At 60.8% G+C, this 15,768-nt stretch carries 10 protein-coding genes; 1 reads left to right on the forward strand and 9 read right to left on the reverse strand.

All coding sequences use genetic code 11. The features are described from left to right. Positions 1 to 84: 84 nt before the first annotated feature. From V5N47_RS11220 to V5N47_RS11230, 3 genes are all read right to left on the reverse strand, one after another. A complete protein-coding gene (locus V5N47_RS11220) occupies positions 85 to 747 on the reverse strand; it encodes a hypothetical protein (RefSeq protein ID WP_338727588.1) in 663 nt (220 codons plus the stop codon). A 50-nt stretch (positions 748 to 797) separates the two neighbouring features. Beyond that, positions 798 to 1,967 carry a VCBS repeat-containing protein gene (locus tag V5N47_RS11225; RefSeq protein ID WP_338727589.1) on the reverse strand — a complete coding sequence of 390 codons (1,170 nt, stop codon included), beginning with the start codon at positions 1,965 to 1,967 and terminating at the stop codon, positions 798 to 800. A gap of 74 nt (positions 1,968 to 2,041) precedes the next feature. Next, complete coding sequence (locus tag V5N47_RS11230; RefSeq protein WP_338727590.1) at positions 2,042 to 3,541, reverse strand: lipopolysaccharide biosynthesis protein; 1,500 nt, start codon at positions 3,539 to 3,541, stop codon at positions 2,042 to 2,044. 242 nt (positions 3,542 to 3,783) lie between these two features. On the opposite strand from V5N47_RS11230, the gene V5N47_RS11235 reads away from it, so the two are divergent. After that, a complete protein-coding gene (locus V5N47_RS11235) occupies positions 3,784 to 4,752 on the forward strand; it encodes a glycosyltransferase (RefSeq protein ID WP_338727592.1) in 969 nt (322 codons plus the stop codon). Here V5N47_RS11235 and V5N47_RS11240 read toward each other — a convergent pair. The 6 genes from V5N47_RS11240 to V5N47_RS11265 all read right to left on the reverse strand — a co-directional run bounded on the left by V5N47_RS11240 (position 4,725) and on the right by V5N47_RS11265 (position 15,692). Next, a complete protein-coding gene (locus tag V5N47_RS11240) occupies positions 4,725 to 6,398 on the reverse strand; it encodes a right-handed parallel beta-helix repeat-containing protein (protein ID WP_338727593.1) in 1,674 nt (557 codons plus the stop codon). The genes V5N47_RS11235 and V5N47_RS11240 overlap by 28 nt on opposite strands. Before the next feature lie 105 nt (positions 6,399 to 6,503). After that, the gene (locus V5N47_RS11245; protein ID WP_338727594.1) at positions 6,504 to 9,098 is read right to left on the reverse strand and encodes a hypothetical protein; all 2,595 of its coding nucleotides are present in this window, start codon (positions 9,096 to 9,098) and stop codon (positions 6,504 to 6,506) included. Between the two features lie 511 nt (positions 9,099 to 9,609). Continuing rightward, entirely contained in the window at positions 9,610 to 10,860 is a 1,251-nt protein-coding gene (locus tag V5N47_RS11250; protein WP_338727595.1) for an AI-2E family transporter, read from the reverse strand. 112 nt (positions 10,861 to 10,972) lie between these two features. After that, entirely contained in the window at positions 10,973 to 12,547 is a 1,575-nt protein-coding gene (locus tag V5N47_RS11255; RefSeq protein ID WP_338727596.1) for an alkaline phosphatase family protein, read from the reverse strand. A gap of 60 nt (positions 12,548 to 12,607) precedes the next feature. Continuing rightward, on the reverse strand, positions 12,608 to 13,723 hold the full coding sequence (locus V5N47_RS11260; RefSeq protein ID WP_338727598.1) for a glycosyltransferase family 4 protein: 1,116 nt from the start codon (positions 13,721 to 13,723) through the stop codon (positions 12,608 to 12,610). A 25-nt stretch (positions 13,724 to 13,748) separates the two neighbouring features. Then, positions 13,749 to 15,692: a hypothetical protein gene (locus tag V5N47_RS11265; RefSeq protein WP_338727599.1), complete on the reverse strand. Its 1,944-nt coding sequence runs from the start codon at positions 15,690 to 15,692 to the stop codon at positions 13,749 to 13,751. Between the last annotated feature and the right edge of the window lie 76 nt (positions 15,693 to 15,768).

Raw genomic sequence — 15,768 nt, forward strand, 5'->3', positions numbered from 1 at the left:
TCCCGCTGTTTTTGCGCGTCTGTCGTCACAGACTGCCCTGTCGAGTGTCGTGTTGCCTGTTCGAGAAAGAGTGAGAAAAGACGCTTAGAACAGCCCGAAGCCACCGAGTTGCGAGAGTGCGAGATGTGCCCCGACGACGATGCCGAAGACGCCCGCAGTGGCCTTCAGATAGGTCGAAAACTGCGTGTCGAGAGTGCGCCCCCAGAGGAAGGAGACGGCGGCCATCGTCGCAATGGTGAGGACGCTGAACGTCCCGAGGAAGGTGAGCGCGGTCTCGACCGTCGGCGCAGACGAAACGAGTGCGATGACGAGGACGCCGCTGCCCGCGAAGCCGTGGAGCACGCCAACGAGAAATGAGTCGTCGTCTACGTGCTGGTGGTCGAAGCCGAGCGAGAGGCTGCCGATGCGCAGGTGCGCGTGTACGTCTTCGCCGTGGCTGTGGGCGGCCATGTCAACGCCGCCGCCGAGCGAGTAGAGCATGCGCGCCCCGAGGAACACGAGGACGCCACCGACGACGAGTTCGAACAGGTGGGTAATCGATTCGGGGAGGTGGATGCCAAGGGCGACGAACAGCACGCCAATGGCGATGATGGGGAGCGAGTGCCCGATTCCCCACGACGCGCCGACGACACCCGCGCGGTCTGTGTCGGCTTCGACCAGCGTCGCAACCGCCGCGAGGTGGTCTGTTTCGAGTGCGTGACGGACGCCGAGAACCGCACCCGCGGCGGCCGCCGAGAGAAGTGGCATGTCAAAAAGTTCCAGCACCACTAATTATAGGTGCTGATACTGGCAGGCGTTCAGTCGTCTGCGACGCCCTGCTCGCCGCCTTCGTTGTACCACACATCGACGTGTCGCTCTGGCTCGTAGGGTTTGCCTACAATATCGAGGCGGCCGTCGTTGTTCAGGTCGACGACCTTCGCCTCGTGGGTCGGGATGCCTTCTGCGATGACCTCCGCCTCGAACGTGCCGTCGCCGTTGTTATGGAAGATGAACTGGCGCGGGTTCGCGTGCTCGCCGAGGCCCATTTCTGCAACGTAGATGTCGAGACGGCCGTCGCCGTCGATGTCCGCGACCTGCAGGCTGTGCGGACAGAACAGGTCTTCGTGGAGGAACGTTGCCTCCCACGTCGGCGGGTCGAGGATGGCAACTCGTCCGGCGTGCGTGCCGTAAGTGGGGGAATCTCCTTCTGCGAGGATGATTTCTAACTCGCCGTCGTCGTCGATGTCTGCGACGGCGGTGCGGGTGTAGTCCCAGCCCGGCGAAATCTCCTCGTGGTGCCACTGCCCGCCTTTTTCTTCCGGTTGCGAGAAGATGTGCGGCCCGGCGACCACTTCGGTCTGCCCGTCGCCGTCTATGTCTACCGCGACGAGGCCTTCGATGGCCAGTCCTTCGGCGATGACGTGGAGGTTTGCTTCCGGCCACGGCGACTGGGTTGGGTCGTCGGGAACGTCGTAGTAGAAGATGACCTTGCTCTCCTGTGAGAGGCCAATAACCTCGTTTTCGCCGTCGTCGTCCACATCTGCGACGGCGATGTCATGGTACTTGTCGTACTTGTCGTGAATCAGGTGTTCCGCCCACGGCTGCGTTGGGTCTTCGGGTTGTTCGAGCCAGAACAACTTCGTGCCGCGATAGCCCTGCCCGACGACCAAATCGACGCGGCCGTCGCCGTTGATGTCGCCAAGGGCGTTGCCGAAGACGTACAAATCGGAGGACAGAGAGAGTTTGTGACGCGTCCAGCCCGGATTCTCGTACCAGAAAATGCTCGTCTCTTTCAGTCCGAGCATGTCCTTGAGCCCGGCGAGATTCGGGAGGTTACTGTACTTCCCACGAATCTTGAGGTTCTTCATCGCCCCCATGCCGCCGACGATCACGTCCTGATAGCCGTTGCCGGTCAGGTCGGTCGTAAGGCAGATACCGAGGCGAGTGCACGGGGGGCTGGGGTCGATGGTTTCGTGGCGAAACTCCATTGGCGATGAGACGTGACGGTGCGGGTTTGTAAGCGACTGCTTAAACGACAGTTCGGCTACCGGCGGCGCGCTCGTCACCCCTTAACGACGTTGCCAATCGTTCGAAGATTCTTGCCAAGCCCCCAGCCAAAGCGCGTCATGAGGACGAGCACAATCGCGCCGTAGACGGCGGCACCGACGAGTACGAGGACGACGAATTCGAGCAACGGTGGAAGCGTGAGGAATGACTGGGCAGCCCAGACAACACCACCCATCGAGAGGCTCGCCACGAGCGGGTAGGCAATCTCACGGAAGAACCGGGCGTAGGTCGTTTCGACGGTTTTGACGACGAGGTAGATGTCGAGGGGGACGGAGGGGAACAGGTAGGTTGCGACCACTGCCCCCGCCGTGCCCACAATACCGAACTGGAGCGTCGCCGGAATGATGATGAGCGCGAGGAAGATGGTGCGAAGCGTCGAAACCTTCGTCGCGTAGTCGGGGTGGCCGCGCGCCTGCCACACCGGGCCGAACGTCATGTTCATCGAGACGAGGAAGGCGTACACGCCGATGAGTTGGATGGGGACGATGATGGGTTCCCACACCTCACCGAGGAAGGCGATGACGAACGTTGGAGCGACGGCCACAATGCCCACCGCGAGCGGGAAGGAGACGGCAGTTGACACCTGAATCATCTGGAAAAACGCCTCTCGCAAGGCGGGCACGTCGTCTTGGAGTTTCGAATAGCTCGGGAACGCCACCGACGAAATCACGGCAGCAATCTCGGTGGCCGGAGCCATCGCAAACTGATAGGCGAGTTGGTAGAAACCGAGCGAGGTTGCGTTCAACAGCCACCCGACCACGGCGTCGTCACCTTGGCTGTAGAGAAAGGTGATGATGCCGCCGCCGGTCACCCACTTGCCGTAGCCGAACAGTTCGCGGGCAGCGGGCAGGTCGAAGGCGAGCGAGGGGCGGAAGTCGTGGGCCAGATACGAGACGGCGAGTCGTGCGGCATCAGCGAGCACGTAGCCGAGGACGAGCGCCCAGACCGAACCGTAGGCGAGGGCGATGGCCACCGCCACGATGAAGTTGGTAAACGACCCCGACAGCTGGTAGACGAGCTGTTTGTGGAATTCCAGATTCTTCTGGAAGTAGATGATGCCCGGATTCCGGATGCCGGTAAGAAGGGGTGAAATCGCCACCACCTGCAAGATCGGCAGCGCGCGGGGTTCGTGAAACAGGTCCGCGACGAACGGTGCGACCGCGAACGTCACCGCGGCGAGGAGAACCCCTCGCGTGACCTCCATGCTCCACGCGGTGTTGAGGTAGTGGTCAACGTCCTCCTCGCGCTGGTAGATGAGCGCCTGATTCAATCCCAGATTCGAGAGCCTGCGGAGCGCCGTCGCGGTGAGCAGTGCAATCCCCATCAGCCCGAAGTCGGCTGGTTCGAGCAGGCGCGCGAGGATGATGAGCAACACGAGTTGCAGGCCGCGGTCGGTCAGATTCGATACCGTCACCCAGATGCCGCCTTTGATAGTTTTGTCTGCAAGCGAGTCGCCGGGCAGCAACCGGCGGATGAGGCTGCCTGCGCGACTCATCGCTCCGTCCCTCGCTTACTTGTCGATAGCCCCACCCACAAAGCACGCGATTCTCTCATTGGGACGTAGATGGGTCACATTCAGCAATTGTTATAACAGAGTTAATGAGGAAATGACGTCCCTATCTGCAGTCGTGACGGGATGCGATTCTCTCCTGTGCTGGCCCAACGGCTGGCGATTCTGTCGGACCGCAGACGTGACAGGAACGGGCTAACAATGTAGCGCACGGTCGAAGAACTACTATGACCGGTCGGGAAACAGGGCCGCTCGTGAGCGTTATCGTGCCGACGTTTAACCGACCCGCTGCGCTCAGAGCGGCCGCAGAGAGCGTCAACGCCCAGACGTACGACTCGATTCAACTCATCGTCGTTGACGATTCGACCACACCCGCAGAAACCGCGCTCACGGGCCTCGACCTCGATGCAATCGCGGAAATTCACTTCATTCGGTCTGGGAACCCACAGGGCGCGGCCGCCGCGCGCAACCGTGGCATTGCCGCCGCAGATGGCACCTACGTTGCCTTCCTCGACGATGACGACCGGTGGGACTTGGAGAAAATCGAGAAACAGGTCGAAGCCTTCGAGGCTGCGGCTCCCGACGTTGGCGTGGTGTACACCGGCCAACGCTACGTCGATGAAGCCGGGCGCACGACCACGATTCGGACGCCGACCACGCACGGCTGGGTAACGAAGCAACTGCTCGCGGGTGCGCCACTCGCTCCGTTTTCGACGGTGATGGTGCGTGCGTCGGCAATTGAGGAAGCCGGGACGATAGACGAACGCTTCCCCATCTGGGAAGACCGTGAGTGGTATCTCCGGCTCTCGATGGTGTGTCAGTTTGTCGCCGTACCAGAACCGCTCGTCATCCGGAAGATGGGTGACCACGGCCAGCTTTCGAGCGACTTTGCCCGGATTCGAGACGTGTCCTATCCACTGTTTCTCGACACCCACGCGCCACTCGCCGCGTCCTACGGGATGGAACGCGCCTTTGCGGCGTCGATGGCGCGGATGCTCGCCGTCGCCGCCCTCGACACCGGCCACTACAAAGACGCCCGCCACGCTTCGTTGCGGGCGATTCGAGCAGGGCCGACGAACGGCACGTCGTGGGTGTATCTCGCGCTTTCACTTGGCGGTCGTTTCACCTACCGTCTCGCCCAGGTGCTCAAACGCCGACTTTCGACGCCTCAGGCTTCGAACAACACGTCGCCGTAGACGCGGACGGTCGGCTCGGAACTGGATGCTGCGCTGATGTCGGCAATTCTGATGACCGACTCGTGGGTGCCGCTCACGAACGGTGGCGCGGCGGTGACGATGCAGGCATCCGAGCGTTCGCCCGAAAGCTCGTGAAGGAGTGGGATGTCGTCGAGTGAAAGCTCCTGTGAGGTGAGCTGTGGGAGGTCGCCGAGTTCGACAAGACATTGGCCGTCCGCGATACTGCTGTACTGAACCGTGATAGGGTAGCGCCCGGCGTCGATTTTCCCGCCGTCGATGAGACAGCCAACCGTGTCGATGAACCGAATCCCATCACGCTCTGCGCCCGGCTGTTCGATGATGCAGTTGCTGATGACCGAATCCGTGCCGCCTTCGATGCGAATGGCTTCGCCGCCGCGCGCTGTCCCCGTGATGGTGACGTTCTCGAGCGAAATCCAGTGTGGCTCTGGCGGCACTTGCTGGTAGGGTCGCCACGGCAACTCGCCGGGTTTCGCTCGCCGTATCGCGGGCGTGTCATCGAGGTCGCAGACGATGGTCGTGTCTTTGACAATCATGCTCCGACCTTGCGGTGAGAGTTCGATGAGCGACTGGGATTTTGGCGAGTCGCGGGCAAGCACGGTACAGTTTCGAATCTCCGCGCCGGGTTCGATGGCCGGAACGTTGAGTTGGACGCCGGTTTCGACCACGATTGCGCGAGTGTTGAAGCCCGTCTCAGTGGTTTCGAGCGGCGGCCCGGTGTATTTGTTGAGGTCGATTTCGATGGTACAGTTTTCAGCGTAACTGCCCTTCCCGCCGAGGCGGATGCTCGAGGCGTTGTTGTTGAGAAAGTACGAATCGACAATTTGCACCTTCCCCGGGGTGCGCGAGGTGTAACAGGCGTTGTTCCCGAACTCGCGGAAATCGCACTCTTCGATGCGGATGGTTCCCTTGTTGTCCCAACCAACCCAGACGGCAATTCGCCCGTTGCCGTTCACGTAGGCGTCGATGCGCGAGCCCTGTTTCGAGACGGCTCTGCGGAGCGTGCCAACACCGTCAGGGTCGCTCACCGAGAGGAGAAAGGCACTCACCTGCCCGCTGATGGTATCGACGCCTCTACCGAGGTACTCCACGTCTTCGACGTGAAACCGGCTTCGCGCTTGGATGCGGATGCCCGCCGTCGTATCAGGCGCAGAGAGGTCGATGTCGATGTTCTCGATGATGATTTCGTCGTGAACACCGCCGTTGGTATCGAGCAGGATGCTATCGAAGCCCGTTGGGGGAACAAACGTCACGTCGCCCTCGCCGAGCAAGCCCACCGTGTCCGCACCGAACGTAAACCGTCCGTCCAACTGATAGCGACCTGCTGGGACACGAATGAGCGTGCCCGCTGTCGCCGCGGTTGTCAAAATCTCGTTGATTGGCTCGGTGCCGGTCGGGTCTGCCCCGAGGTCTTCGACAATATCTACGTCTCGCGAAAACTGGATACCGTGGCGAAGCAGCTCCGGTGGGCCGTCCGGCGTTTGCGTCGGGGTCTCCGTTGGTGTTTCGGTGGGTGTCTCGGTCGTCGTTGGCGTCGGCTCCTGTCTGACCTGACAGCCCGCAAGCCCACCCAGGGCGGCCGCTCCGAGTGCGGTGAGATAGCGTCGTCTGGACGAGGGCGGGCCCATTAGCTACAAAAGACGACAGACGCGTATTGTTATTCCGCGATTATCGGGAGAAGTCGGGGGAGTTCAGGGTGGCGGGCGTGTGGCGCAAACTGACTGACGGCGGCGTTAGCCGTCTAAGTCTTCGAAGGTTATCGACGCAGAGCCACAGACTTTGAATCGCGTCACATCACCCTTGAACCGGTAGGCGTCGACGCCCTCTGCGACCACGCCGACTGCCTTGCCGTCAGAGACGGTGTCTTCCATCCGGTCCCACGTTGTCGCGTCTTCGGGAGCCGTACTGAGCGCGTCGCTGCGTTCGAGTTCGCCGTCAACGGCGATGCGGTAGCCCGTCACGTCGTCGCTCAGGCTCCCGTTGATGACGAGGAGGTTCGGCAGTTCGGGCACCTTCCCGATTGCCTCGTGTGGGTGGACTCGCTCGCCGTCTAAGAGGATGATTCCGGGGCCCTCTGCAGCGATGGTGGTGATTTCACCCGTAAACTTGTAGGCGTGAGTGGCGCTTCCGACCGCGCCTTCGACCGTCGTGCCGAAGACGTTTGCATCGAGGCCGAGACTGCTCTCTGCGGCCTCTGCAACCTCACCGCTCACGTTGAAATAGTAGGTCGTCGGCCCGTCGCTCGTCCCTGCAAAGGCGAGCGTGTGGGTTTCGCGTTCGGTCGCTGCGTCGTCGGCCGTCTCGCCAGACGACGCACTGCTTGAACTACTCGAACCGGACGAGGAATCACTTGAACCGGACGAAGAACCGCTTTCGGTGCTCGTAGAGCCACCGTCCGTCTCCGTTTCGGCGGCGTCTTCCGTGGACAAATCCGACGTTGAGGAACTGCTCTCTGTTGTGTCGACCGAGTCACCGAACGAATCTGGGTTCACCGCTTCGCCGTTGACCGTAATCGTTGGGTCGCCACCAGAGAGACTGAAGTCGGTGATTTCGCCGGTGAAGGTGTAGCTGTCGATGCCACCTTCGACCTGCCCGCTCGCGGTGGAGCCAGAGAGCGAATCGTTGTCGTCTATGGTCGCGCCGTTCGCGTCGCTCTTTTGGAGGTCGCCGCTCACCGAGAATGCGTACTCGCCGGGTGATTCGACGCCGTTAATGCTGAGGATATTTTCGCCGTCCGTGTCAGCGGTTGCCGTCGATTCTTCGGTCTCTTCTGCCGTCGTTTCGGAGCCTGACGACGATTCACTCGATTCGGTCGTCGTCTCGTCTGCGGGTTGTGATTCGACAGGCTCACTCGATGCGCCGATATCCGTACTCGGGACGGGACAGGTCCCAGACTGCTCGATGCCGCTCGTGTCGCCCGTCGAGTTCTGGTAGTCAACGGCCGTGCCGCTCACGTTGACGGTGGAGTTCGTCACGTCCACGTCGCTCGAATTGACGATGCGCACGCCGTCGCGGTCGCTGCCAGTCTGCTGGATACAGCAGTCTTTGACGTAGCTCGCGTCTGCGCTGTCGATGAAGACGGCTTCGCGCCCGTTTGCGCTCCCGGTAATGCTACAGTTTTCGAGGCGGACGTAGTGGGGTTTCGGTGGGACTTGCTGGTCTGGCCGCCACTGAATCGCGCCGGGTTCGCCCCGGCGGACGGCGGGGGTGTTCGGCAGGTCACACTGGATGCGGGTGTTCTTGACCGTCACACTGCGCCCCTGTGGGGAGAGGTTGATGAGGCCGATGCCCTGTGGGGCGTTGCGGCCGATGATGTCACAGTCGATGATTTCTGCGCCCGCCGGGATGGCCGGAACGTCCTGCTGGACGCCTTGGTCGATGGAAATGCCGCGGATGCCGAACTCGTTTTCTGTGTCGATTGGCGTTGGACCAGTGTACTTGTCGAAGTCGATTTCGAGCACACAGTTTTTGACGTAGCTTCCCTCGCCGCTCAGACGGATCTGGGAGGCGTTGTTGTTGCAGAAGTACGAATCGACGATTTGGACGTTTCCGGGTGTGCGCGAAGTGTAACAGGCGTTGTTCCCGAACTCGCGGAAATCACACTGCTCTAAGCGAATCGTCCCTTTGTTCGACCAGCCAATCCAGACGCCGATGCGCCCGTTGCCGCCTTCGTAGCCGTCGAATCGAGAGCCTTTCTTGGCGACGGCGTTTCTGAGGACGCCTTCCCCGTCTTCGCTTTCGAGCGCGAGGAGGAACGCGCTTGTCTGTCCGCCACTGGAGGTGAGCCCGCGACCGAGGTACTCTACGTCCTCAATGTGAAACTTCGTTTGGCATTTGAGTCGGATGCCAGCAGTCGTGTTCGAATCGCGGATGTCGATGTCGATGTTCTCGATGAGCAGTTCGTCGTACCCAGACCAACTGTCGATAAGCAGGTCATCGAAGCCAGCCGGAGGAACGAACTGCACGTCGCCCTCGCCGAGGAACCCGAGTCGGCTGTTACGTGGGATGTATTTGCCGCTAAATTGGTAGGTTCCTTCAGGGAAGGTAATGAGCGTGCCATCGCTCGCCGCCTCGTTGATGGCGGCGTTTACGGGTTCGTTGCCGGTTGGGTCTGCACCGTAGTCCTCGACGATATTGACGACCCGGTCGAAACTGATCCCGTGTCGGGTCGTCGCAGCCGCCGCGCCACCGCTCGCGACTGCCGTCGCGGTGGTACCAGCTGCTGCCGCGTACGCACCCATTCTCAGATAATCGCGACGGTTGAGGAGCGTACTGTCCCCATCTTCCGCCGATTGTTTTCGCTGTTCGCGTGCCAGTTTGCGTGCCATTGCAATTGTTAAGGACAAGTTATAGGGCATAAATATTTTGTTTCTGACATTAGTCCGATTCCATGATTGTCTTACTTACATACTAATTTTTCTGTGAATATATTTGGAAACAACCTATCTAGCGAGTAGATGATTCATCCGTTCCTAACTGTACTGGCGACAGTATTATTCCCAAATTAACTGGGTGCATGCGGCTGAATTTGGCCAGAGCAGCCGTTTGGACTGTCCATTTCGTAAAACTGTGCGTTCCGCAAGACACTCGGAATACAGCGAGTCAATCGACAGATTATTCAAATAAATAGCATTTTTCACGCTGTGTTGTATGAGGTCATTTCACATACAACTACACACCTATCTCCGAGATTATGGGTCTCATTTTTGTCACCTCTATGGTCGAGGGACACCGATACCGTTTGCCTCCGGGATTTCTTTGCGATTGTGACGCATTCTCGACCGGACGTGGTCGGCTCATCGGGTCAGGCGCAATCGATCCAAAGCAGTCCGTGCGCGCTTAGCTCCCCTCCGCTGGCGACGGCGAGTCGGTTCCGTCTGGTTCGGTTGGCGCGGGCAGTTTCTCTGCATCCGCCGCTGCGTCGTGCTCGGCCTCGTCTGGCTGTCGGTGCGGATTGACGAGCCACGGGAAGACGATTCGCGAAAACTCGTAGACGACGGCCAAGATGAGCGGGCCAAGGAAGATGCCGTACCAGCCAAACAGGAGCGGGCCGAAGGTGTAGGCGAGAATCACCGCGCCGATGTGGAGCGACCGGCCGCTCACGTAGGGGCGAAGCAGTTGGTCTGGAATCGTATCGACAATCACGATGGAGACCACGCTGAACACGACCGGGAACCAGAGCGCCTCGGGCGCGACGAGCGCCGCCCGCGCGAAGAGGAACACCGCAACCGGCACCCAGACGAGTTTCATGCCGATTACTGGGACGAGACTTGCAACGCCGACGAGCAACCCCACGAGCGCGGGTTCGGGGATTGCAACGGCGTCCGGGGCGAACAGGTTGAGGACGATGTAGGTGACCACGCCGAGAATGCCCGTCGCAAGTGCGTTCAGAATGTTCCCGAAGTATATCGACTTCAGATCCGCATCGACCGTCTCGAAGTAGTGTTCGAGCGGGTTGTCGTCTCTGAGAATCGTCTGTCTGCCCCACGCCACAATCCGGTAGTCGTCTTTGAGGAGGAAAAACGCAATCAAGAGCGCGATAAAGGCGTGAAAGCCGACGTTCAAGAGCGTCGAGAGCGAGGCAACCAGCACGTCAGAAAGCTGGGAGAGCACGTCACCGAGGCCGGAATCAGCGAGCTGGCCCGGGTTCGTGATGAGCAGGCGAAGCGTCTCCTCCGATTCGTGGAGGACACTCGTGAGGTCGAGATACGGTTCGATGAGCGCGGTCAACTCGCTTTGGCGCTCTGCATCGAGGAACTGTGAGACGGCGTTGATGACGATGGCAAGCGCCCATCCGACGAGGACGAGCACCGGAATCGTCACCATGATGAGCGTGACGACGACGGCAAACAGGCGACGTTCGATGCGTTTGTGCACCTGTCGGAACACCGGCCGCGTCACGTAGTACATGAACAGGCCGAGGACGACCGTTCCGATGAACTGCCAGACGATGAACGACAAGGTGAGAAGCAACAGGATTGCGACCACCCACAACACGGCTCTGTCTCTGCGCATGCCGCCAAAAAACGGGAGTCTGCGCAGTGAGTGCTCGCTTGGCAAACTGCTGTCTGTGTGGTTTTCTTCTGCCATGATACAGGCGGTTACCCACGACTGTCCCCTCGCCCCCACTGACGAACAGTAACGGACTCGCTTCTGAAGTGGTTGGCTCTCTGTCGGCTTAATCGTCCCGGCTGTGAACCGCCTATTCGAGGTAGCCAAGCCCGCGCAGTCGGTCTTCGACGTCGCGATAATCTTCTTCTACCACACCAGTGGCCTGCGAGCGCGTGTACTCGCGGGTTTCGACCGCGTGTGTGGATTCGGCCGTGAAAATTTCCGTGAGCACGCGCCCATCCGCCGCGCTCGCAACCGGTTCGCCCGCTGCGTGGAGCACGGTTGGCGCGACATCCACGACCGTCGCATCGTGCACAGAGACGCCCGCTTCGATGTCCGGTCCCCACGCGAGGAAGATACCTTCCGGCCGGTGGTAGGCCTCTGCAACCGGCGAATCTGCGATGATGTGTGGCGACAGCGTTGGCTCGATGTGATAGCCCTCGTTTGCCGTCACGACGATGTCCGGGCCGTCAGGGTCCCGAGCGTTCAGCGTCGCGCCGTCGTACACTGTGAGCACGCGCTCGCCCGTCTCCGGGTCGGTCAGCTGTTCTAACACCCCCATGAGGTGGGTTTTCACCCGGGCTTTGTCGGCGGGGGCGACGACACCTTTCTCGAACCGTTCGGTGTCGTTCACGTAGATGCTTCCAAGCCCGTGGAGGAACGCCGTTGTCTGGCTGTGGTCTACGTCGTGGAGTTCGTGGGCGCCGGGAATCTGGCGGGCAGCGGCGGTCACGAGTTCGGCTGGAAGCGCGTGAACCAGTCGGTGCTCGGTGAGTCCAATCCGGGCGAGCGCGTCGAGTACGCGTGGCTTCGTGATGCCGAGAGTCGAGAGTACGCCTCGGGTCCCAGCCTGTGATTTCGGGACGAGGAAGCCTTCTTCGACGAGCAATCGATTGACGCTCACGACCCGCTCTATCGGGCCGAAACCGTGGTCAGAGACGACGAACAGCGTTGCGTCGCGCTCGGTCGCGTACGCCATCACTTCACCGAGAATCTCATCGAGCAGTTGGTAGTGCGCGAGTATCACCGTCTCGTCCCAGATGAGGTGCTGGAGGCGGTCTGGGGCCACGTAGACGAAGAAGAACAATCGCCACTCATCGTCTGCCATGAGCAGGCGCATCAGTTTGCGTCGGGTCTCAACGAGTTTCGTGAGCGCGGAACGAAACTCGGATTTTCGCCCGTCGTACTCGTGCCACTTGAGTTCGATTTGATAGTCCGGAATCTCGCGCTTGATTTGCGCTTCGAGCGATTTTGGCGAGGCAAAGCGCGCAGAGAGTGAGGGCGTCATCATCCCGGTCACGAGTTTCCCGTCGATGGGGGCGGGCGGGTAGGTCATTGGCAGGTTCGCCACCACTGCGGGCGTGAGCATCTCCCAGAGCGTCGGCTCACGGATGTCGTTTCGCGTGTAGGGACGCTGGGTGTAGTTTCCCGCTACCTTCATGAACTCGTAGATGCCGTGGCGGTCTGGCCACGTCCCGGTCGCGATGGATGGCCATGCAACCGGGGTGTTCGCCGGTTTCGAGCTTTCGAGTGGCCCGCTTGCCCCCTCGGTGATGAGTCGTGCAAAATTCGGCAGGTCCCCGGTCTCCGCCCATTTTTCGATGAGGTTCCACGGAATCCCGTCGAGGCCGAGGATGAGCGCCCGGCTACTGGTGTCTGTGACCATCGTTACTATCGCCAACAAGGCGGGGGATGGGCATTGTTAATCAGCGACTACACCACCGATTCACTCGATAACGACCGGTGGGGTGTCTCGGTCTATCTCGTATGGACGGCCGAGCAGGCGGGCGTACAGCGCGGTCAACTGAACGGCAACCTCCTGCCAGGTGTACCCCTCTTCGACGAGCGTGCGATTTCGCTGGGCCATGTTCCGAACCAGCTTCGGGTCTGCGAGGAGCGCCGACAGCGCCGCTGTGAGGGCGTCTGCAGCTCCCGGCGTGACGAGTCGCCCGTTTTCAGCGCGGATGAGTTCAGGGATGCTGCCAACCGGCGTGGAGAGAATCGCGTTGCCGCCCGCCATTGCCTCAAGAATCCCAATCGGCAGCCCCTCTGCGTGCGTCGGGAGAACGTAAATCGAGGCGCTGTCGAGCAGTGCGCGCTTCTCGGCTTCACTCACGTATCCGACGTAGGAGACGCTCTGATACCGCGCGGCAAGCCCCTCTGCGAGGTGTGAAAGCGGGCCTTTTCCGGCAATCGTGACGCGAAACGCCAGTCCGGCGTCGGTCAACTGTTCGACTGCCGTTACGAACTCACGAATCCCCTTTCGCTCAACGTGATTCGAGATAAATACGACGTGGGGGGGCGTCACGTCGAAGTGTGGGTCGTACTCATCAGGGTCAATGGCGTTCGGAAGGACGAACAACTGCGTCCGACCGGAGACGGGTTCGAGGATGTGCTTCCAATACACAGAGAGGACGATTATCGCGGTCGCGGCGGCGAACACCCGTCGTTGGAGAACGCGCACCAGCCACGACTCTGACTGGACGAACGTGTCGAACGCAGAGCCGTGGACGTGGAGCACCGTCGGGCGTCGCCACAGGTAGCGCGAGACGAACACGAACCACGACGAGAGATAGAACGACCGCTCGTGTGAGGTGTGGACGTGGACGATGTCTGGGCGCGACTGAAACGGAAAGCGCAGGGCGCGCTTGCCCGCGTGGAGCAACTCACGCGCGAGCCACCACCGCCCCTTACCATCTGCGCTGGGCGCGACATCGTAGGTCTCCATCCGCACCGACGGCGGCAGGTGCTCGTGCTGTGCGGCGATGTAGCGCGCAATCCCACCGGTCTCTCTGTTTGCTGGGCCAACGACGAGCACTGCAATCTCGGGTTTTGGGTTCATGGATGGGTTTGCTGGCTCACGAGGGCTACCTGAACGTCCCTTCGGGGACGGGCGGGCGCAAGCCGATCTCGACGTAGAACTCGTAGAACTCGCCGTTCGACTGCACGAGGTGGACGTTACGCTCGCGGGTTATCGCGGCGAAACTCTCGCGTGAGTAGCGAAGCTCCTTGTACGCGACCACCTCGCGTTCGATGTCTGTCTCAGTGATGACCAGCCAGTGGTTGCGCCTGACGACCTCCTCTGGATGGGTCTCGAAGTACCCCTTCAACCCGGTGAGCATCCCCTCCTCGGTCACGGGGCCACTGTGGACGACGAACGGCTCGTCGTAGTAGGCCGCCTCATACCGGTCCATCCCGGTACGAATCGCGGCGTACCAAATCGTCTTGTCAGCTGGCTGGGCGTTGAACGACGCTTGGTAGCCCTCCATGTGCTGGGCCGAGACGTGCTGGCCGGGGAGGAAAATGTACGGCGAGGGGAACATGCTCACGACCGAGAGCACGACGACGAACACCGCACACATCAGTAAGATAGGGCGGAGCAACGTGCGCACCGACGAGGTGTCGAGCGAGCGGTTGAACTGATGGACGCCAACCGCGCCGAGAATCGTGGCAATGACCATCCCAAAGCCGAGGTGACGGAAGAAGTACGTCGAAACGTCACCGATGAACTGGGCGGCCACGATGGGGACGAGCGCGAGCGACCCCCACAAGAAAAAGGGGAGCATGCTGTCGATGCGGCTTGCTGTTCGCTTCCCGCGAATCCGACCCAGTACCAGCATGGCCGCGAGCGCGAGGTAGCCCGCGCTCACGAGGAACAACTTGAGAAACAGCTCAAAGATGCTCACCCCGATGTCGCTCGCAGAGTCGGACTGTGTGCTCACGACCTCGCCTGCGACTTCAGTGCCGAAGAACAGCCCTTCGATGGCTGCGAGCGTCTGGTCTAGCGTGTTGAACGTCGATTGGTGCTGGTCAACCCAGAAGACGAAGATGATGAGCAAGATGAGCGCCTGTCCGTAGATGACGCGGTAGTAGGCGGTTGGATTCTCCGGGCGGGCGAGTCGGTAGAGCAGTTGGACGCCAACTATTCCGAAGACAAACAGGAGGACGTTGAGCGTGAGTTGCGGGTGGAGGATGACGAGGACGAACGCCGTCGCGGGCATGAGCAGCGTGACTGCGGTGATGCGGCGCGGGAGGCGGTCGTCGTCTGCCTCGTGTACCATGTGCTTGACCATGAGGAAGAGGAAGACGGGGAAAAACAGCGTCGCGAGCGTGAACGGGTGAAAGGAGAGGTGGGTTGCGAGGCTGTTGATGGGCAGCAATAACAGTGCAGAAAACGCCGCAATTGTCGTCACGCGCTGGTCGGGGAAGATGAGCCGCGCGGTGAGCGGGACGAACATGAAGTAGAGGACGAGAAACACCATGACGGTGAGCATCATCGCGGTCGGCATTGCGACGCCGGTTGCACGAGAAAGCGTGGCCGCGAACAGATGGCTCCCCGGATAGGGGATGCTGTAGACGGTGAACACCCCTGCATTGAGCGAGCGCGCCCAGCCGAGGTGGATGAGTGCGTCGAGCAGTCCGTAGAAGTAGTAGCCCCGAATCAGCGGCAGGCCAACGATGGACGTTGTCGCGGCCCCGGCGAGCAGCACGCTCGCGGTGCGGACGGTGCGGCCCGACGCGTAGAAGGCAATGATAATCGAGATGAGTAGTGCGACGCCGACGCCGACCCAGTAGCCGACGGGCGTTGCCTGGTAAATCGAGAGCTCGTAGTTCGTCGCCGGGTTGCCGCGGGCGACGAACACCGCCGCCATGAGGCCAAGAAAGCCGATTGTGAGTGCGACTTTTTCGCCACGACGTCGGGCGTACGAGCTATCGACCACGACATCGTGACGGTGTTTCGTGAATGCGCCGTCTACCAGTCGGTCAACCGCAGATTCCATCCGCTCTAAATTTGTTCGATCTGGGTGCACAGACGGCTCCTTGTCTCTATCAGCCCACAGACAGGCTTTGTTATAGCAGGAATAATGCACATACACGTCCTGAAAG

This window comes from Haladaptatus sp. DJG-WS-42 (assembly GCF_037198285.1).
In the GTDB taxonomy this organism is placed as follows: Archaea; Halobacteriota; Halobacteria; order Halobacteriales; family Halococcaceae; genus QDMS2.